Annotated in this window: 22 protein-coding genes; 2 read left to right on the top strand and 20 right to left on the bottom strand. The window is 68.6% G+C overall.

Annotated features, from left to right (window positions below):
* Positions 1-36: 36 nt before the first annotated feature.
* The 5 genes from H7U20_RS17275 to H7U20_RS17295 form a co-directional block, all read right to left on the bottom strand.
* Positions 37-831, bottom strand: a complete 795-nt coding sequence (locus tag H7U20_RS17275; RefSeq protein ID WP_199760366.1) for a hypothetical protein — start codon at positions 829-831, stop codon at positions 37-39.
* 62 nt (positions 832-893) lie between these two features.
* Positions 894-1,514 (bottom strand): FliH/SctL family protein, encoded by a 621-nt coding sequence (locus H7U20_RS17280; RefSeq protein WP_199760367.1) that lies wholly within the window; start codon positions 1,512-1,514, stop codon positions 894-896.
* A 1-nt stretch (position 1,515) separates the two neighbouring features.
* Entirely contained in the window at positions 1,516-2,145 is a 630-nt protein-coding gene (locus tag H7U20_RS17285) for a hypothetical protein (protein ID WP_199760368.1), read from the bottom strand.
* A 30-nt stretch (positions 2,146-2,175) separates the two neighbouring features.
* Positions 2,176-3,075 (bottom strand): type III secretion system inner membrane ring lipoprotein SctJ, encoded by a 900-nt coding sequence (gene sctJ, locus H7U20_RS17290; protein ID WP_233410827.1) that lies wholly within the window; start codon positions 3,073-3,075, stop codon positions 2,176-2,178.
* Positions 3,076-3,079: 4 nt separating this feature from the next.
* Positions 3,080-3,499 (bottom strand): EscI/YscI/HrpB family type III secretion system inner rod protein, encoded by a 420-nt coding sequence (locus H7U20_RS17295; protein ID WP_199760369.1) that lies wholly within the window; start codon positions 3,497-3,499, stop codon positions 3,080-3,082.
* A gap of 162 nt (positions 3,500-3,661) precedes the next feature.
* Here H7U20_RS17295 and H7U20_RS17300 point away from each other — a divergent pair, with 162 nt between their 5' ends.
* Complete coding sequence (locus H7U20_RS17300; RefSeq protein ID WP_199760370.1) at positions 3,662-3,847, top strand: hypothetical protein; 186 nt, start codon at positions 3,662-3,664, stop codon at positions 3,845-3,847.
* 139 nt (positions 3,848-3,986) lie between these two features.
* On the opposite strand, the gene H7U20_RS17305 is transcribed toward H7U20_RS17300, so the two are convergent.
* The 3 genes from H7U20_RS17305 to H7U20_RS17315 form a co-directional block, all read right to left on the bottom strand.
* Complete coding sequence (locus H7U20_RS17305) at positions 3,987-4,145, bottom strand: hypothetical protein (protein ID WP_199760371.1); 159 nt, start codon at positions 4,143-4,145, stop codon at positions 3,987-3,989.
* Positions 4,146-4,207: 62 nt separating this feature from the next.
* Entirely contained in the window at positions 4,208-4,462 is a 255-nt protein-coding gene (locus H7U20_RS17310) for a hypothetical protein (RefSeq protein WP_233410828.1), read from the bottom strand.
* An 88-nt stretch (positions 4,463-4,550) separates the two neighbouring features.
* Positions 4,551-4,703, bottom strand: coding sequence for a hypothetical protein (locus H7U20_RS17315; RefSeq protein WP_199760372.1), 153 nt, complete (start codon positions 4,701-4,703; stop codon positions 4,551-4,553).
* Between the two features lie 332 nt (positions 4,704-5,035).
* On the opposite strand from H7U20_RS17315, the gene H7U20_RS17320 reads away from it, so the two are divergent.
* On the top strand, positions 5,036-5,461 hold the full coding sequence (locus H7U20_RS17320) for a hypothetical protein (RefSeq protein ID WP_199760373.1): 426 nt from the start codon (positions 5,036-5,038) through the stop codon (positions 5,459-5,461).
* A 31-nt stretch (positions 5,462-5,492) separates the two neighbouring features.
* On the opposite strand, the gene H7U20_RS17325 is transcribed toward H7U20_RS17320, so the two are convergent.
* From H7U20_RS17325 to pilN, 12 genes are all read right to left on the bottom strand, one after another.
* Positions 5,493-6,068 carry an RNA polymerase sigma factor gene (locus H7U20_RS17325; RefSeq protein WP_199760374.1) on the bottom strand — a complete coding sequence of 192 codons (576 nt, stop codon included), beginning with the start codon at positions 6,066-6,068 and terminating at the stop codon, positions 5,493-5,495.
* A 294-nt stretch (positions 6,069-6,362) separates the two neighbouring features.
* Complete coding sequence (locus tag H7U20_RS17330) at positions 6,363-7,064, bottom strand: response regulator transcription factor (protein ID WP_199760375.1); 702 nt, start codon at positions 7,062-7,064, stop codon at positions 6,363-6,365.
* 25 nt (positions 7,065-7,089) lie between these two features.
* On the bottom strand, positions 7,090-7,551 hold the full coding sequence (locus tag H7U20_RS17335) for a lytic transglycosylase domain-containing protein (RefSeq protein WP_370593169.1): 462 nt from the start codon (positions 7,549-7,551) through the stop codon (positions 7,090-7,092).
* A complete protein-coding gene (gene pilV / locus H7U20_RS17340; RefSeq protein WP_199760413.1) occupies positions 7,548-9,209 on the bottom strand; it encodes a shufflon system plasmid conjugative transfer pilus tip adhesin PilV in 1,662 nt (553 codons plus the stop codon). Before pilV ends, H7U20_RS17335 begins: the two co-directional genes overlap by 4 nt.
* 58 nt (positions 9,210-9,267) lie before the next feature.
* Positions 9,268-9,741 carry a type IV pilus biogenesis protein PilM gene (pilM, locus tag H7U20_RS17345; protein WP_199760376.1) on the bottom strand — a complete coding sequence of 158 codons (474 nt, stop codon included), beginning with the start codon at positions 9,739-9,741 and terminating at the stop codon, positions 9,268-9,270.
* Positions 9,742-9,765: 24 nt separating this feature from the next.
* Positions 9,766-10,743, bottom strand: coding sequence for an ATPase, T2SS/T4P/T4SS family (locus H7U20_RS17350; protein ID WP_199760377.1), 978 nt, complete (start codon positions 10,741-10,743; stop codon positions 9,766-9,768).
* Positions 10,744-10,767: 24 nt separating this feature from the next.
* Positions 10,768-11,313, bottom strand: coding sequence for a type 4 pilus major pilin (locus tag H7U20_RS17355; protein ID WP_233410829.1), 546 nt, complete (start codon positions 11,311-11,313; stop codon positions 10,768-10,770).
* A gap of 50 nt (positions 11,314-11,363) precedes the next feature.
* A complete protein-coding gene (locus tag H7U20_RS17360; protein ID WP_199760379.1) occupies positions 11,364-12,440 on the bottom strand; it encodes a type II secretion system F family protein in 1,077 nt (358 codons plus the stop codon).
* The gene (locus tag H7U20_RS17365) at positions 12,430-13,971 is read right to left on the bottom strand and encodes a GspE/PulE family protein (RefSeq protein WP_199760414.1); all 1,542 of its coding nucleotides are present in this window, start codon (positions 13,969-13,971) and stop codon (positions 12,430-12,432) included. Before H7U20_RS17365 ends, H7U20_RS17360 begins: the two co-directional genes overlap by 11 nt.
* Positions 13,972-14,078: 107 nt before the next feature.
* On the bottom strand, positions 14,079-14,636 hold the full coding sequence (gene pilP / locus H7U20_RS17370; protein ID WP_199760380.1) for a type IV pilus biogenesis protein PilP: 558 nt from the start codon (positions 14,634-14,636) through the stop codon (positions 14,079-14,081).
* Positions 14,626-15,900: a type 4b pilus protein PilO2 gene (gene pilO2 / locus H7U20_RS17375; protein ID WP_199760381.1), complete on the bottom strand. Its 1,275-nt coding sequence runs from the start codon at positions 15,898-15,900 to the stop codon at positions 14,626-14,628. The genes pilP and pilO2 overlap by 11 nt, the downstream gene beginning before the upstream one ends.
* A 13-nt stretch (positions 15,901-15,913) precedes the next feature.
* A partial coding sequence (pilN, locus tag H7U20_RS17380) for a PilN family type IVB pilus formation outer membrane protein (protein WP_199760382.1) occupies positions 15,914-17,172 on the bottom strand: 1,259 nt, incomplete at its 5' end.

Below are 17,172 nucleotides of genomic sequence, written 5' to 3' on the forward strand. Positions count from 1 at the left end.
TTTTTTCGCCGCCATGAACGGACCTGCGGATGCGCTTCAGATCAGCTCCAAGGCGGCGTTCCGGCCCTTCTCGCTGATATTAAAAAAGGCCTGCAAAGCCTCCTCCAAACCTTTCAGCCGCTCAGTCTTCTTCTGATGGGCGGCATCGGCCGCCTCGGCCGCAGCTTGGTCCGACGGGGTCGCGGTTGCGGTGGCCGTTGGGGTTGCGGCTGGGGAGGGAGCGGGGGCTGGAGCTGGAGCCGGAGCCGGGTTGGAGGCAACAGCAGCGTGACCGGGCGGCGGCGCGAGCGAGTATGGCGGTGGCGGCGCGTCGGACGCTTGTCCATGCGGTGTTCCCCCGGAGCCAACCACATCCGGCGGCGCCGGAGGGAGGCGCTGCTTGACCGAGTCGTACAGCTCTTTCAGGAAACTGAGCGCCGATTTCAGACGCTCCTCCATCAATGTAGGAGCGTTTTGGCTCGTCGTCTCGGCGGGGGACTGCAAGGCAGTCGAATGGGCATCGACGGCGGCATTTTCCGAGGCCGATAAATGCGCGCTGAACTTGCTTTTGAGCACCCCGAGAAATTCGCATACCCGCGTCAACTGCGCGCCAGGCTGCGGTATATCGCCGCTGATATTGTTCGGCGAGGAGGAGTTCTGTGCCTGCTCCAGTTGCTGCAGTTGCTGCCGCAGTTGCAGACCCGTCCTGCCGTCGCCGCTCATCGAGAACCGGCGCTGCTGTCCGCTGGACCCGCTCGACGGCGGCTCGACCGGGGGAGGCGGCGGCGGCGGTTCAAGCTCCGCCATGTGCACCGCGCCAGCACTGTTTGTGGCCTGCGTTTTACCTACCATGAGCTCTCATCCTTCCAATGCGAATATGGCGGCGACGAGGCGCCGCCTCAGGTCTATGTGTATCAGTCAGTCATGGCGTCGAATGACGCCGGCTGGTCGGCCAGAAGCAGCGCCGGCAAGGCCGAATGCAAGGCGGCGACGGCGGCGCCGAAATCGGCCTGCCATTCGCCGTTGCCGGCCTCCAGCCGACAACAGCCAGGCGCCAAGCTGGCGTCATGTTTGATCTCCCAGTCCAGCGCCGGCAACCACCCGGCATCGTCCGTGTGCACGCGCAAGCAGGCGTCGAGCAGCTTCGGCGGCGCCTCCAGCAACACCCGCCGCAGCGCCGCCTCGACGCGCTGCCGCGGCACGGCCTCCAACACCAGCCGTTCGAACAGGGCCTGGGCCAGCTCGATCACCAGATCCTCGCTGCGCAGCAGCAGGCCCGCCTTGGCCTGCTCCAGCCCTTGCAGCAGCGGGCCGGCGCGCCGCAGCGTGTCCTGCTCGGCCGCCAGCGCGGCGGCGCGCGCTTCGCTTTGCGCCTGCCGTCCCAAGGCCTCGGCCTGCTGGCGCGCCGCCGCCAGCAACTCGTCCGCCACCACGCCGGCGTCGGCGCAGCGCGCCAGCGCGGCCGCGCGCCAGACCCCGTCGCGGGTCGCCAGCCGAGGCTCGAACGGCAGCGCCGCCACACAAAATTTGTCCATCCTATCCTCGCTTCATCAATTCGGTGTCGGCCACAGGACCGGCGTTCGGCGCCCACGTCACCGCCGCGCGTTGGCGGCACAGGCTCCAGCAGCGCTGCGCGCGCCGGGCCGAGGCTTCGACGCTCTCGCCGGCGACGCGCGCCAACAAGGCGTCGACACGCTCGGCCAGCGGCTCGGGCAACGTCAGGCGCAGACGCGGCCACAGGCCGGCGAACTGCGTCTCCAGGCGGCGCGCCAGTTCGACCAGGCCGACCACCTCCAGCGCGTCGTCGGCCGTGTAGGGCGGCGCGCGACAGCCTTGCAGCGGCTGGGTGGCGGCGACGGCCATGCACCATTTGCGCTCGGCGAAGGCCAGCGCGGCCAGCGCGTCGCGGCGCTGGCCGCGCGCCGCCAATAGGCCGGCGAACAGGCGCGCGCTGGCCCGCAGCGCGGCGCCGTCATCGGTCGCCACCAACTGCCAGGCCGGCTCCAAACTCGCCGGCAGGTCCGCCGGCAGGTTCGCCTGGCGACACCACAGGCGATAGCCGTCGCGCCGCGCCAGCGGCTCCAGCGCCGGCGCCAGGCCGGCCGGACTCCGAACCGCATAGCGCCAGGGACTGAACCACCAGTCGAGGAAGTCAGCGTCCAGCACGAAGCCCCCTGCCACCGCCGGCGGCGGGCGTCAACGCTGGGCCCCGCCGGCCGCCGGCGTGTCGTCGTCGTCGTCCGCCTCGGCGAGGAACACCGGCTCCTTGCCGGAATAGCGATCCAGCCAGCGCGCCATGCCGGCATGGCGCCGCGCCAGCGTCAGCAGGCCCAGTACCACACCGGCCAGGCCCAAGGCCAGCAGCGCCAGCAAGGTCGCGCCCAGCCCGTCGGCCGAATCGGACATCACGCGGAACGGCCCGACCGTGGTCCATTCCACCGCCGGCGCGCTCAATTCGCTGGGCGTCAACACCACCGTCACCTTGCGCCGGCCCTCATCGCCGCCCAGGCCCGGGATGCTGGAGGCGACCATGTTGCGGATGCGCGGCACCACGGTGTCCTCGTCGAGCGGCGCCAGATATTTGACGAACACCGCCGCCGACGATGGCTGGATCGGCTCGCCCGGCGCGATCCGCTCCGGCAGCACCACGTGCACCCGCGCCGCCACCACCCGGTCGAACTGCAACAGGGTCGACTCCAGCTCGGCCGACAGGCCGTGGATGTAGCGCACGCGTTCCTCCAACGGAGTAGAAATCATGCCTTCCTTCTTGAAGATCGTGCCCAGGTCGGAGCGGGCGCGGCGCGGCAGGCCGGCGGCGCGCATCACGTCGGTGGCGCGGGCGATGTCGCCGTCCTTGACCGCCAACACCACGCCCTCCTTGCTGGCGCGCTTCTGCGCCTCGATGCCGTGCCGGTTCAGCACCGTGACGATTTCATTGGCGTCGATATCGTTCAAGCCGCTCTGCAAATCGACCACCTTGCCGCAGGCGCACAACAGGCCCAGGAAACACACCGCGCCCAGGCGCGCCAGCTGCGGCAAGGCCTGCCGCAGGGCCTGCAATAAGGCCCGCAGATACATCACAGATCGATGCTCCATGCGCTTACTGAAGCTTGGTGAGCTGGTCGAAGGCCTGCGTCGCCTTCGACACGGTCTTGGAGATCGTCTGCACCCGGATCTGGTAGTCGCTCAAGGCCATCATGGCCTTCATCAGCTGCATCGAATCGCCGCTCTGGCTGGCGCCCTCCAACATCTTGGAGACGTGCTGCTGGTCCTTGCGCAGCTCGCCCGCCAGGCCGCTGGCGCGGCCGGCCAGCTTCTCGCCGAGCGTGACGTGCTGGGCGGCGCCGGGACCGGCGCCGGCGCCGCTGCGCGCCTGCACCTGGCGCTCCAGCGCCGAGCGGAACTGGGCGCCGTCGTTCGCTTCGATGGATTGGATCTCGAGCGTCAGGCGACTGCCGTCGGCGCCGCCGGTTGGACGCGGCGCGGCGGCGTGCTCGGCGATGGGGGAAATAGCATTCATGGGTGGCTCCTGTTGCCTGGGTTGGACAGCGTGTCGTCTGATGGGTGGGTGGGGCGACGCTTAAGTTCCCGTCGCGCCCGCCCCGGCGGCGCCGAATCGGCATGGAACCGCGCCGGCCGCCAACGCACTTACCCTGTGAGCCATCATTCACGGAGAAAAATCATGCATGCAAAGAAAAACCCGGCGCGGCAGGATGCCAGCGTCAAACCGAACCTGTCCAAGGGTGTATGGCGAGGTCCGGCGCTTGCCGCCTGGCAGGCGCGGCAGACGCTGGACGGCGGCGAATGGGGCGCCGAGGCGGACACGGTAATCATGCCGCGCCGGCGTGGCCTGCCCAGGAAGGGTTGAGGGAGCTGTTGCGGCATCGGCCACGGCAGGCGTGGCCGATGCGAACCGGCGCCGCTGATGCCGCTGATGCCGGCAGCGATGTCGGCTCCGCAAAAAAAAACCGGCAACGATGCCGGCACAATCCCACCTACAAGGCCGCCTACAAGGCCGCCTGGGCCACTTCTTCGGCCTTCTTGATAAACTTGGTGAAGGTTGTCACGTCGTCGACATTGTCGCCGGCATGGTCCACCGCCTTGAGCTCGGCGATGTCGCGGGCCGCCCCAGCCCTGGTTTGTTCACTGATCGATAGTGCCATCATGCGCTCCGGATAAATGTGATTTGAACGCTGCCACGATGCGCGCCAGGCGCATCGCGCAACGCCTATTGCTGATCGTTGACCTGCTTGGCCATGGTGTGGAAAACCTTCAACTTGGCCAGCGACGTGGCCTGCTGGGATACCCACAACTGGAACGCAATGGCGTCCGCCGAGGCCTGCTGGGCCGCCTGCCCCATCGGATTGCCTGGACCTGGATTGGGCCCGGCCGTGCCCTGCGATTGGACGCCGCCCCACAATTTGTTCTCTGCGTTGATCATCGTCTCTCCTTGGTTCGACGTGGTGGTGATGAGTGCTGCCATGCCTTGGCGCCCGGTGCCGGAAGGGGCACGCCTCAACGCGCCCCTTGCCGTTGGCGCAGGCCTCCCGGCCCGTGCTTCCGGCTGCCGCTTAAATCAGCTGCAGCGCGGCATCGCGCCCCTTCTTCTTCATCTTCTCGTAGGCGTTGGCGGCATCGACCGCCTCCGACGCCGCGCCGGTCATCGAAATGTCGGCGATTGCCTTAAAGCTACCTAACACTGACGCTGCACCTTGTGCTGCCATATAACCTCCTTGAGTGGATAAACTACTAAACTCCGCCCCGGATCGACAGGGACGGCTACATATGAGTGCGCGGCGCAGTGGCGATAGTTCCCGGCTGCGCCGCAAGACGACAAAAAAACCGTGCCGCCGCTTGCCGCCGCGCGCGCGGCGACGACGAAGGAACCGTTGCTCGTCGCCGCGCCACCCAGCATGACAAGATCGAAGTGAAATGGCTTGCATGCCGCACGACGATGCGTAAAATGGCGCATCCTTATCGCGTTCCCCTCCCCAACCCAGGCGTCCCAACGGTTCTCCGCAACCACATGGCCTCCACCTCGCAGCGGAATATTGAAATGACTGGTGAACTCGATGGCTCCCTGGCGGGCATGACGCGCTTCCTGCGCGAGATGGTCGATCTGGCCGAACAGGCCGACGCGGCCCATACGGCGCCGGTGCTGGAGCTGCGCTTGGGCGCCATCGCCACCAGCAGCACCGTCACGCTGCGCGACGCCCTGCCCTGCCTGACCATCGTGGCGACCCTGCCGCGCAGCGAGCAGCTGCCCTACGGCTGCTGGCCGCCGGCGGCGCTGACGGCCGCCGACGGCGCCACCGAGCTGTTATGGCAGGCCGACAATGGCTGCCATGTGGCGATCCGCACCATCCCGATCGCCGATTTCAGCGACGAACCCGGCGTGCTCGACGCCATCATGGCGCTGGCCGACCAGGCGGCGGCATGGCTCGCCGCCGCCAAAACCAGGCCGTCCGGCGGCACGCGCTGAGCGCGCCGCCCGCATGTGGCGGCGGCGCGGCTTAGGCGCATTCGAGACGCATCGCCGTACGCACCCGCGACACGCGCGAACGCACCGTCCCGATCGGAATGCACAGCTGTTCGGCGGCCTGCTCGTAGGTCGACTCGCCGTCGAGCACGGCGTCGAAGGTGGCACGGATCGGTGCCGGCAGTTGATCCAGCAGTGCCTGCACCTTGCCGGCGATCTGGCGCAGCTCGACCAGTTTCGCCGGGTCGGCCTCGGTGTCGGCGATCTGCTCCAAAAAGGTCTCGTCGACGCATTCGTACATGTCGGCGCAGTTGCGGCGCACTTGGTTGCGGGCCAGATTCAGGGCGATGCCAAACAACCAGGTCGACGGTTTGGACAGGCCGGAGAAGCGGTCGGCGCAACGCGCCGCCTCGACAAAAGTGTTCTGCACCACGTCGGCGGCGTCCTCCGCATTGCGCAGGTAGCGCTGCACGAAGCGCAGCAGGTGCTGATGGTGTTTGCGGTACAGCTGGTCGAGGTCGAGCGGCGCCACGGCGGATGGCATCAGGCCTGGTTGGGCGGCGCCAGACAGGGCGGCAACTTCGTTCACAACTGTGCTGGCATGCGTCATATTTTTCTCCAAGAACCTGCGTTAAACGTCCATGTGACTGGGTGGCGGAGCGCGATATCGGCAACGCCGCCACGACTTGAATGAACAATATCAGCGACCCGCAGCGGAAAAAACGAACTGTGAGCATTGATGAGAAATTGAGGAATTTTGAGAATCTCGGCCCCGCCTGCATCGCTCAAAAACCGGACAAAGCCCGGTCGGAAGCCGGTTGCAATGCGGCCGGAGCCGGGCAGTTGGGAAGTCGGAAGGGCGCAGCCATGGCGGCCGCAGGCGCGGCGCCGGCAATGGTGAAGCCTAGGCGGTCGGCGCGGCGTCCTGCTCGGCCAGTTCGAGCCGGTAGCCCTGGTTGTAGGCGGTGCGGATGTTGACGGCGCCGGCCAGCGCGGCGGACAGCTTCTTGCGCAGCTTGTAGACGTGCTGCTCGATGGTGCGGCCGGCCACCTCGCTGCCGGTGCCCCAGATCGCGCTGCCGATGGTCTCGCGCGAGATGTAGACGCCGGGCGAGGAAAAGAACAGCCAGGCCATGGTGAATTCACGCGGCGTCAGCTCGATGGCCTGCCCCAGATAGCAAAAGCTGGCGGCCTCGCGGTCGAGCTGGAAACCGGACATGTCGATGGCGCGGCGCGCCTGGCGCTGGCCGGCGCGGCGCAACACGGCGCGGATGCGCGCCACCAGTTCGACCTCCTCGAACGGCCGCAGCAACACGTCGTCGGCGCCGGCGTTGAGCAGCTCGGCGACCCACTCCGCGTTGCGCAACGCCGACAGCACCAGCACCGGCGTGTTCTCGCCGGCGCGGCAGGTCAGCCAGGAAAACAGATTGTCGTTGGCTTGGCTATCGCCGAGGTCGATCAGGATGAAGTCGAAGCTGCGCCGGTGGATCGCCCGCAGCAGCAGGCTGTCGCTGGCGAAGCGCTCGCAGGCGAAGCCGGCGCGCGCCAACGCCACGCGCAGTTGTTCGAACTGCGCTTCGCCCGGGACGTGGCAAGCGATATTCATCTGCGGCGGGGGCGGGCCGAGGGCCTCATTGGCCGGCGCCCTGTTGCAGCACGGCCGGTGGAATGTTCTTGTAGACGCGCAGCGCGTACTTCAGGCGCAGCGCCGGCTTGCTGGAGTTGTAGGCGCCGATCGCGTCCCACGAGTTGCCCAGCCTTTGCATGTTCTGCGCCAGGATCCAGGCGCCCACCTGGATGCTGGTGCACGGTTCGAGCAGCTGCCGCTCGTCCAGGCCGAACTGGCGCAGGCGCGGCAGCCAGCTGCTGTTGATCTGCATCAGGCCGACATCGTAGGAGCCGTTCTTGTTCTGGTTCCTGGCCGCCGGATTCAAGCCCGACTCGGTCTTGGCGATGGCGTACAACAGGTGCGGGTTGACACCGTAGCGCGTGCCCGCCTCCTCCCAGCAAGCCTGCGCCGCAGCCGGCGCCAGCGCCAGGCAGAGCAACGCGGCGGCCCGCCGCGCCGCCGAGTCCCGGATGTGCGCCCTCACTGGAACAAGTCCATGTTCCAGCCGGTGGACAGGGGTACCTGCTCCACCACGCTGCCGTCGTAGTTCCTGAAGTTGGCCCGGTTGAAGGGCGTGGTGGGGCCCTCGAGGGTGCTCCAGGACGGGCGGATCCGCACGCTGTAGCCGGTTCGGTTGCGCTGCACCGTCTTCGACAGCGTGGCGTTGATGGTCGCCGAGCTGTTATCGATGCGCACCGACTCCGCGTCGGTATGACCGATGGAGGAGCCGGTGTCGTTGTCGATAATGTCGACCTGCAGCCGCACCTGGCCTTGTACCTTGTCGTTGTTGGCCAGGTCGCGGTTCATCCTGGCCCAGACGTTGACGTTGATCAGACCATTCTTGGTCGGCATCATCTGGCGCTTGATCTCCGCCTCCCAGGTGTCGACCGCCTGGGAATAATTGCGCGGGCCGTGATAGGCCGTGGTGCATTCGGGATCGGGCACCCTCACGGAGGATGGCATGATCACCGCACAGCCGGTGTCGCTGGCTTGCAGCGCCATGTTGGTCTGCGACTGCCACAGGCCGAACTGGCAGGACATCACCAGACCGCTGGCGTCGCGCGCCATGGTGCCGTCCGGGTCGTCGGCGTCGCAGGCGCTCTTGGCCACCACCACCCGGTTGAGGATGGCGTCGTGGCTGCCCAGGCGGCCGGGCAGCGCCAGGTTGCCGTCCTGGTCGACCGCCAGCGCCTTCCACTGGCTGCCGTTCCAGGTGAAGCCACGGCTCAAATCCAACACCATGCGCACGTCGCCCGGCTGGTTGTCGCTGCCCGGCAGGGCGGCGAAGCTCGCCACCGGGTCCTTCCAAAATGCCGCGCCCTGGCGCTTCCACACGCCGGACTGGCAGCTCAGCACGCGGCCCTGGGTGTCGACCGCGATCTTGCCGGTGCCGGCGGCCACGGTGCAGCGCGGGTCGCCGGCGTCGTTCTCGGTGGCCTGGGCGCCGCTGCCGGGCAGCATGTGGATCGGCGCGCGCATCTGGTTCAACTCCGGCCGCCCCGGCACCGCGCTGCGGTAGAGGAAGTCGGTGGACAGCTGGCCCGGACCGTCGAAGAACAGGTTGGACACCAGGTGGCCGGCGTCGTCGGCGCCGCCGGTGAGCGCCGCCGCCGCCCCCGGGCACTTGGCGCCCCGGTAGGCGGTGGTGACCATGCTCCACGAGGCGCCGACGGCGGTGCCCGGCGTCGCCGCCGTGATGTAGCCGCTGCCCTGGCCGGCGCCGGCCGCCACCGCAGCGATGTTCTTGTCTTCGATCTTCTGCCCGCCGCTGCCGACGATCAGCGCATCGAGCTTGCCGCTGCCCGGCGTCGGCTGGCGCACCAGCACACAGCTCACTTGCTGATAGCCGTTCTGCGGCGCGAAGCCGGCCGGCAGGAAGCGCTGCGCCTTGAGCGCGGCAATGTCGACCACCGCCACGCTGGCCGCCGCCGGCGTGGCCGCCAGCAGCGCCTGGTAGTTGGCGCCGATATACTGGCGCGCCGCCGCCACCACCTGCGCCTGGTACAGCGCCGCCTGCTGGCCCTCGCCGTCGTCGAGGGCGTCGCCGATCATGGCCGACAAACCGGCCATCATGATCGAACCGATCGCCAGCGCGCCGATCATCTCGATCAGCGTCATGCCACCCTGCCTGGATATCTTCATAAGCGTCCTCGTTGCGTGTCAATGAGTGTCAATGAGTTTCAATGAGTTCCAACGCGCGTCATTGCGCCAGCACGATCCAGACCGGGCTGCCGTCCGGGATGGCCAGCTCGGCCGGCGTGGGCAGCTTGATCTGGGTGTCGCCGAAAATGGGCGAGTACAAATTGCTGTCGCCGCTGCGGTAGACGCCGGCCAGCACCGAATTGCGCGACAGGCGCACGATGTCGGCGACGATATTGGTGTCCGGCGGCTGCGCCGCGTAGATGTAAATGGTGCCGGCGGCGTTGCGGTAGTTGGCCCAGATCGTGGTGGCCGCTGCGGCGGCCAGCGGCGACCACGCCTGCAGCACGCCGCCGGCGCGCAGCGTCGCCAGGTTGACGCTGCGCGGGCCGCCGCCGTGGCCGGCGAAATAACGCGCCACCGCGTCGCGGTACAGCGCCATCTCGTCGGCCTGCCGGTCGGCCCGGGCCTGGCGCTGCACTTCGATGCCGGCCTTGTCGGCGCTCGCGTAGTAGCCGGCGAGGGATATCAGCACGGTCAACACCGCCAGGTTCCACATCTAGGCCGCCGCCATTCTTTGCGCCGCCGCGTTGGCGCTGATCATCGAAGCCATCTGCCGGCGCAGCTCCGAGGCCAGCATCTCGTGGTCGCCGCAGCGCAGCGTGGCGCGCGCCGCCGCCGCGTCCTTCAGCGACAGCAGCTCGGCCTTGAGCATCGCCTTGGGACCGCGCAGCAGTTGCTGGTGCAGCACCGCGCCCAAACCGTCGGCCAGCAGCGCCTGGCTGCGCTCGGCCGGCAGCTTGTGGCTGGCCAGCGCCTGCAACTTGCCGACCGCCTGCACCACGCTGTCGGCCAGCATGGTGGTGACGATCAGGTGGCCGTTGACGCTGGCCTGCAACACCTCGACGGCGGTCTCGTGGTCGCTGATCTCATCGATCAGGATGGTCTGCGCGCCCGAGCGCAGCAACTGGCGGAAGGCGCCGGCGAAATGGCGCGGCTCGGCCGGCATGCTGGTTTGGAAGCAGATGCCCTGGCCATGGCTGCCCTCCAGCGGCAGCTCGATCGGCCGCTCGCCGGTGACGGCCACGCCGCCGTGCGCCCGCAGCCGGTCGCGCACCAGGGCGCAGGCGCTCATCGTCTTGCCCGACTTGACACCGCCGGCGACGATCACCAGGCCGCTCAGGTCGCGCGCCATCAACTGGTGCAAGTAGGCCTGCGGCAGGCCAAGCGCGGCGAGCGACTCGACCCGGCCGGCCATCTTGCGTAGCACGAAGGTCAGCCCGGCCACGGCGCGCAGCACCGTGACGCGGTAGTTGACCTGGTCGTGGCTGACCTGGAAGGCGTTGGCCGCCGGCGCGCCAATGAGGCGGGCGTGGCACAGCGTGCCAAGGCGGTCCAGATCGGCACGCAGGGCCGGCCCGGCGCACAGCGGATTGGCCGGCGCGCCCGGCACGTCGGAAAAACGCTCGGCCACGCCGGGGTGGCCCAGATACAGGTCGGAGAAGTCGAGTTCCCGCACTTTGCTGGCGTCGCTCATTGGTGCTTGCTCGCTCAAGGTGGCTCAGTTCGCGGCGAAGGCGAGCTTGTTGGCGGGCGCGGTGCAGACCCCCAGGGCCGCCTCGGCGTTGACCGGGAAAGTGGTAACCTCCCCCTTGCCGTCGTTGTCGATCTTGGTCCAACCGTTGGCGCCGGTGACCAGGTTGATGCACACGTCCTGCGGCACCGACGGATAGTTAATGACGAAGGAGCCGCCGTTGGGGCCCGGGGTCACCGTGACGGCGCCGCCCCAGGAGTTGGTCACGGTCTTTTTGTCGCTGTCGACCACCAGTGAGCCGGGAATGGCGTGCGCCGCGACCAGCGTGGAAACGATGGTGGCCGGATAGATCTGGCCGGAGTACAGCTTCTTGACGGCGGTGCGCAGCGATACCACCTCCTCCGAGGCCTGGTTCGAGCGGGCGTTGCCGAAGGCGCTGCTGAGCAGCGACACGGCGCCCAGAATGACGATGGCGGCGATGCCGAGATAGGCGATCCCCTCCAGCAGCGAGGCGCCGCGTTGACGGCTGCGGAAGGCAACGATGCCCAGCTTGTTCATGGAAGCTTTTTTCATGGTGCGGTTCCTCATTCAAAGTTAAAAGAAAAGACAACGGAAAGAAAAAATCAACGGACCGCGCGCGCCATCGTCGCGATCTCCTGCTGGATGCCGAAGAAGCCGGCCACCAACCATGCAATGACAATCGCCAGGCTGACGATCGCAAAACCATTCAGCACCTTCATCTGCAGCGTGACCTGCTCGATACCCTCCTCCATCCACTCGTCGGCGAGGATCTTCAAGGCCTGGGCAAAACCCTTGTACTCGGCGTAGACACAAAGATCGTCGACCACCTCGCGCGAGGGGAAGCCGTAGCCGGCGTTGCGCAGCGCCTCGCCGCAGTTGAGACCCGACTTGACGCCGAGCAGGGCGCCGTCGAGGCGCTCGCGCAGCCAGGGGTCGGCCATGTCGGACAGCCGCATCAGCGATTTTTCCACCGTGATGCCGGCGAATTGCAGCGCCGAGAAGGCCATCAGGAAGCCGCTGCCGACCACCAGCCGGTACACCGAATACGGCGCGAAGCGGTCGGCCAGCACGCGCAGGTCGCCGCGCCAGCGCGGCAGCGACAGCAGCAGCGCCGCCAACAGCGCCGCGCCGGCCAGCAGCACGTAGAGCATCCAGTGCTGCACCAGCTGCGACATCAGGTACAGCGACTTGGCGGCACCGTGCCAGCCGCTCGGATCGACCATGCGGGCGAACTGCGGGATGACGCGGGTGCCGAACAGGTAGATGTAGGCCAGCACCAGGCCGAACACGGCGACCGGGTAGACCACCCCGCCGAGGATCACGTTGCGGATCTTCTTGGCCGCCTGCACCACGTCGATCAGCGCCATCAGGGTCGCCTCCAGCCGGCCCGACTGCTCGCCGGCCATCAGGATCATCTGCTCGGTGCGCGGCACCCACCAGTCGAGCGCCTCGGCCAGCAGACGGCCGTTCTGCACCATGCGGCGGCAGTCGTCGAGCACCAGCGCCAGCGGTTCGTTGGGCCGCTTGCCCTGCTGCGAGGCGCGGCCCTGCAACTCCTCCATGATGCGCAGCAGCGGCAGGCCGTTGCCCAGCATCTTGGCGATCTTGCGGTACAGCCGCAGCCGCACCGAGTCGGTCAGCTGGCTCCTGGCCCAGCGCCGTTGCAGGTCAAGCGCCATGGCCGCCCCCACCGTCGGCGCCGGCCAGATGGCCGACCATTTTCTCGGCCATGCGCGGATCGACCAGGCCGGCGGCGACCTTCTCCAGCGCGTGTTCGAGCAAGGTGCGGCCGCCCAGCGCGCGGCGCCAGTGGGCCACGGCGGCGACCTTCTCGCCGGCGCGCAGGTGCTTGAAAAACTGCTCGTCGGGCAGGATCACCTCGGCCACCACGGTGCGTCCCACCGTGCCCTGCTGGCGGCAGTGGGCGCAGCCGGCGCCGGCGACGCAAACGCCGTCGAGCGCGCCGCCCAGCGCCAGGCGCAGCCGCGCCAGCAGCGCCGCCGTCGGCGCCCGCTCCGGCGCCAGCTCGGCCAGGTCGGCCAAGCGCAGCTTGCAGTGCGGGCATAGCAGCTTGACCAGGCGCTGGCTGATCAAGCCGGTGACCACCGTGTGGTCGGCCACCAGGCCGAGCGGCAGGCCCAGGTCGAGCAGGCGGTCGACGATGGCCACCGCGCTGTTGGCGTGCACCGTGGTCCAAACCTGGTGCCCGGTCATCGCCGCGCGCAACGCGTTCTGCGCCGAGGCGCGGTCGCGCATCTCGCCGATCATGATGGTATCCGGGTCGAGCCGCAGCGCGTTGCTGATGGCGGCGGCGAACAGGCGGCCGCGCTCCTCCTCGGTGGCGGCGTTGGTGACCGAGGTCTGCACCGCGCCCTCGATCGGATACTCGACCGGGTCCTCCACCGTCATCACGTGCAGCTTGCCCTGGGCCTCCAGCAGCGCGCCGCTGAGCACCCGCTGCAAGGTGGTCGACTTGCCCGAGCCGGTCGGCCCGCTGATGATGTTCATGCCGATCGGCTGTTCCTTCAGATGCTGGATCTGCGCCGCCTGCGCCGCGCCGAAGCCGAGCGGCAGCAGGTCGATATTGTCGCCGGCGTCGTTGTAGAGCAGGCGCAGCACCATCAGCGCGCCGTCGCTGGTCGGCGCGGTGGCGATGCGCACGCCGTACAACTGGGCCGGCAGCTTGTCGCGGTCGGCGATGCTGGCGTCCTGCCGCTCGGTCGGCTTGTACGAACTGTCCGACACCGACGTCATGGCGCCGTACAGCGTGGCCAGCAGGCGCTCGCCGTATTCGCGCGTTTGGCCGCCGGCGCGCACCAGGTCGTTGTGGACGCGGAAGTAGATCTCGGTCGAGCTCTTGCGCACGCGCAGGTGGATGTCCGAGGCGCGCTCCAGGCAGGCGCGCTTGAGCAGCTCCTTGGCGGTCACCTGCATCATCGTGTGTTCCTGGTGGCGCCCGGCCGGCGCGCCGCCGTCGCGGTAGATCCGCTCGATGGTGGCGATGTCGACGAACTGCGCGCGGCAATCGTGGCCCAGCTTGTCGAGCCGGGCGCGGTAGGACAGCACGTGGCCGTTGAGCTCCTGGCCCTCGGCCACCAGCAGGCGGCCGTCGGCCAGCAGGCAGAGCATCTTGCGCTCCTCGGCGCTGGCCTCGAAGGCGCCGCCGGCGCTGAGGATGGCCGCCTCGGCGCCGTCGGGCGGCGCCTGCATGGTCTGCGCCAGCGAGGCGCGCAGCGCGGCGTGGCCACCGCCATTGCCGGCGGCGGCAGCGACGAAGCTGGCCGGCTCGGCGTATAGCCGGGGCCAGGACGACAGCTTCACTTGCCACCTCCGGGCGGCAGGCCCATCGACATCGACAAGGGCAGCGGCGGCGGCAGCGGCACGCCGGCGCTGGGGAAGTTGGGGTTGAAGGTGGCCGGCGTGTTGACCGTGGCGGCCAGGCGGATGCGCCGTTTTTTGCCGGTCTGGACGATCACCTCGTTGGCGCGGATCGAAACCACCTTCATGCCGTTCGACAGCACCTCGCCGACCTGGGCGTCGACCATGGTGCCGTTGTTGAGCTGCAGCGTGGCGTACAGCGTCTTGCCGATGCCCTCGATGGAGCGGATCACCGGATCGCCCATCACGGCGTTCTGCACCATCAACTCGTTGAGCTGCTGCTTGGCGACGATGTCGTTCTGCTTGCTCATGATGTTGACCTGGACGTCGAGCTGCTTCTCGCGCGCCTTCAGCACCAGGGTCTCGGCCTCGATCCGGGTCAGCCGGTCGGCGGCCGTCTCGACGGCGGCGGCCGACAAGGGCAGGGTCAGGGCCAGGGTCAGCGGGGCGGCCAGGCAGGCGGCCAGCAGCAGGGAACTAGGGGAACTATTTCGCATACATCACTCCTTCGATGGACCACGCACCGGCGCGGTAAATGAGTTTGTCGATCCGCACGCCGGGCTGGCTCAGCATGGCGGCCACCTCCAGCGGCGGCAGTCCGGCCGCCGCCAGGGTGAAGGTGAAGGCCTTCCAATCCGGCGCCAACGGCGCCGCCTGCCCTTCGACGGGCGGCGGCGGCGGTGCCGCCGGCACCCGGCTCAGCTTGGGCGCCAGGCCGACCAGTTGCAGCCGCGACAGCAGCGGTTCGAGCAGCGCGCGCTGTTCCAGCAGCGTCTCGTCGGGGCCGGCCGGCGGCGCCAACGCGGCGCTGTAGACCGCCTTCTCGCCGCTCAGGTCGATCACTGCGGCCGGCACGCTGGCCAGCATGTAGTCGATGGTCGAGCCCTGGCGCGACCAGGTGTAGCTGAACTGGCTGGCCTCGCAGATGTAGTCGTCGAGCTGCCAGCCGCCGGCGGTCGGCAAGGTCAGCCGCTCGACGCAGGCCTGCGCCAGCGGCTGCGGCAGCGCGCGGCCGGCCCAGGGGTGGCGCGGCGCCCGGGCGCCGCCGTGCAGCGCCAGCTCGGCCTCGGCGGCGCGCGCCTTCTCGGCGGCGGCGCGCTGGCGCAATTGCTGCTGCCACCAGGCGTAGCCGGCGGCGCCCAGCAGCAACAGCACGGCGCCGGCGGCCGCCGCGTGGCGCCAGTCGAGGCGGCGCTCAACGGCGCGCAAGGCCCATTCGCGGCGGCGGCGCGGCTGGCCGCCCTTGCCAAGTGGCAGCAGGTCGAGCAGCTGGCGCGGGTTGAAGTTGTGGAAATCGTACTCGGCCAGTTCGGCGTCGCCGATCACCACGTTCCAGCCGCCCAGGCCATAGTCGCCGTGCAGGCGTTCGAGCACCTCCTCCTTGCTGCCGGCGAAGTCGCCGTTGGGCAGGAAATTGGCGTCGCGCACGGCGAAGTAGGCCCACATGCCGTCGGGCAGCTTGAACGCGCCCAGCCAGTTGTGCACGCGCTGCTGGCGGCCGTCGTAAAAGGCGCCCTCGCTGGCGACCGCCTTGCAGACGGCGGCGGCCAGCGAGGGTAGGCCGCGGCGCGCCGCCGCGCCGGACTGGGCGAAGCCGGCTTGGGCGGCGCCGTGCTCGCTGCGCAGCAGCATCAGGTCGAAGGCCATCTTGCGCGCCAGCGCGCGGGCCTCCTGCTCCAGCTCACGTGGACGCGACAGCGATTGCCAGAACAGGCCGCAGACGAAGCGCTGCTTGCCGATGGAGGTCAGGTAGACGGTCATGGCGGCGCCTCGCTTACAGACTACCCATGGTGGTCGGGGTGACCAATACCACGATCACTTCCTTGCTCGACCTGGCCTTGAGGCCGCCGCCGAACAGGTAGTTGCTGGCCGTGCCCACGCCGCTGCGGTCGAGGTTGTCGTCGGTCTGCTCGAAGCCGCTGATGATCAGCGTCTCGTTCGATTTCATCGCCACGCGCTGGAGGAAGTTGCGGGTGTCCATCTCCGGCGTCTCGATCATGCTGCCGTTGCTGGTCACCGTGCGGATGCCGCGCAGCGCCGAGATGTCGGTGGAGAACTGCAACATCACCGTGCCGTTGGCCAGGATGTGCGGCAGGATGCTCATGTTGAAGCCGGAGGTGACGGTGCCCGGCGTCAGCGTGGTCGAGGCGCCCACCAGGGCCGTCACGGTGGTCTGCGACGATTGCAGGTAGCTGGTCTGGCGCGCCACCTGCACCGGCACCGGCTGGTTGTTCAAGGTCACCACCGAGGCGGTGGTCTGGCGCCGCACCTTGCCCTGTTCGGACAGGGCGTTGATCACCAGCGAGGTGCCGGCCAGCTTGCTGCCGGCGGTGGCCAGGATGCCGGCCGAGAAGCCGACGCCGTTGCTGCCGGCGGCGGCGGCGTTCTTGATGCCGTACTTGTTGCTCAGGCCCTGGTAGACCAGGTTCCAGTTGATGCCGTACTCGTCGGCGTCGGCCAGGTTGACCGACAACACCGTGACGTTGATCACCACCTGGCGCGACAGCGACTTGTTCTCGCCGTCGATGAAGCTGGCGATGTGGTCCAGCGTGTCGGGCGTGTCGACCACGGTGATGGCGCCGGTGGCCGGCGAGGCCACCACCTTGCCGTAGCCCGACAACATGGCGCCGACCGACTTCTCGATGCTGGCGTAGACCGACAGCTTGGAGGCGACGCCGATGTTCTGGCTGTTGCTGGTGCTCACCCCGGCGGCGGCGCCGTTGGCCGCGCCGCCGCCCGCCCCGCCGCCGCCGCTGACGCCGCCGGTGGAGCCGGCGCCGCTGGTGATGTTGGCGCTCATGCTCGAATCGCCCGGGATGGCGTTGATCTGGAAGGTGCGCGACTCGGTGTAGAAGAACTGGATGGTGCCGTCGACGTACTTCCAATACACGCCGAAGCGGGCGGCGGCGGTGTCGAGCAGGCCCTTGAAGTTGCCGTTGCTATAGGTGATGCGGATCGGCCCGTTGACGCGGCCGTTGCCGTTGCCGTTGGCGCCGGCCGGCGCGGCGGGCGCGGCGCCGCCGCCGGCGCTGC

It is taken from the genome of Rugamonas violacea (assembly GCF_016461825.1).
Taxonomy (GTDB): domain Bacteria; phylum Pseudomonadota; class Gammaproteobacteria; order Burkholderiales; family Burkholderiaceae_D; genus Rugamonas.

Excerpts from the sequence above, each read along its gene's own strand:
- pilV (WP_199760413.1), bottom strand. The coding sequence starts at position 9,209 with ATGAAGATATCCAGGCAGGGTGGCATGACGCTGATCGAGATGATCGGC.
- pilO2 (WP_199760381.1), bottom strand. The coding sequence starts at position 15,900 with ATGACCGTCTACCTGACCTCCATCGGCAAGCAGCGCTTCGTCTGCGGC.
- H7U20_RS17365 (WP_199760414.1), bottom strand. The coding sequence starts at position 13,971 with ATGCAGGCGCCGCCCGACGGCGCCGAGGCGGCCATCCTCAGCGCCGGC.
- H7U20_RS17305 (WP_199760371.1), bottom strand. The coding sequence starts at position 4,145 with ATGATGGCACTATCGATCAGTGAACAAACCAGGGCTGGGGCGGCCCGC.
- H7U20_RS17275 (WP_199760366.1), bottom strand. The coding sequence starts at position 831 with ATGGTAGGTAAAACGCAGGCCACAAACAGTGCTGGCGCGGTGCACATG.
- H7U20_RS17360 (WP_199760379.1), bottom strand. The coding sequence starts at position 12,440 with ATGGCGCTTGACCTGCAACGGCGCTGGGCCAGGAGCCAGCTGACCGAC.
- H7U20_RS17355 (WP_233410829.1), bottom strand. The coding sequence starts at position 11,313 with ATGAAAAAAGCTTCCATGAACAAGCTGGGCATCGTTGCCTTCCGCAGC.
- H7U20_RS17325 (WP_199760374.1), bottom strand. The coding sequence starts at position 6,068 with ATGACGCATGCCAGCACAGTTGTGAACGAAGTTGCCGCCCTGTCTGGC.
- H7U20_RS17320 (WP_199760373.1), top strand. The coding sequence starts at position 5,036 with ATGACTGGTGAACTCGATGGCTCCCTGGCGGGCATGACGCGCTTCCTG.
- H7U20_RS17350 (WP_199760377.1), bottom strand. The coding sequence starts at position 10,743 with ATGAGCGACGCCAGCAAAGTGCGGGAACTCGACTTCTCCGACCTGTAT.
- H7U20_RS17280 (WP_199760367.1), bottom strand. The coding sequence starts at position 1,514 with ATGGACAAATTTTGTGTGGCGGCGCTGCCGTTCGAGCCTCGGCTGGCG.
- sctJ (WP_233410827.1), bottom strand. The coding sequence starts at position 3,075 with ATGGAGCATCGATCTGTGATGTATCTGCGGGCCTTATTGCAGGCCCTG.
- H7U20_RS17330 (WP_199760375.1), bottom strand. The coding sequence starts at position 7,064 with ATGAATATCGCTTGCCACGTCCCGGGCGAAGCGCAGTTCGAACAACTG.
- H7U20_RS17315 (WP_199760372.1), bottom strand. The coding sequence starts at position 4,703 with ATGGCAGCACAAGGTGCAGCGTCAGTGTTAGGTAGCTTTAAGGCAATC.
- H7U20_RS17300 (WP_199760370.1), top strand. The coding sequence starts at position 3,662 with ATGCATGCAAAGAAAAACCCGGCGCGGCAGGATGCCAGCGTCAAACCG.
- H7U20_RS17295 (WP_199760369.1), bottom strand. The coding sequence starts at position 3,499 with ATGAATGCTATTTCCCCCATCGCCGAGCACGCCGCCGCGCCGCGTCCA.
- H7U20_RS17310 (WP_233410828.1), bottom strand. The coding sequence starts at position 4,462 with ATGGCAGCACTCATCACCACCACGTCGAACCAAGGAGAGACGATGATC.
- pilP (WP_199760380.1), bottom strand. The coding sequence starts at position 14,636 with ATGCGAAATAGTTCCCCTAGTTCCCTGCTGCTGGCCGCCTGCCTGGCC.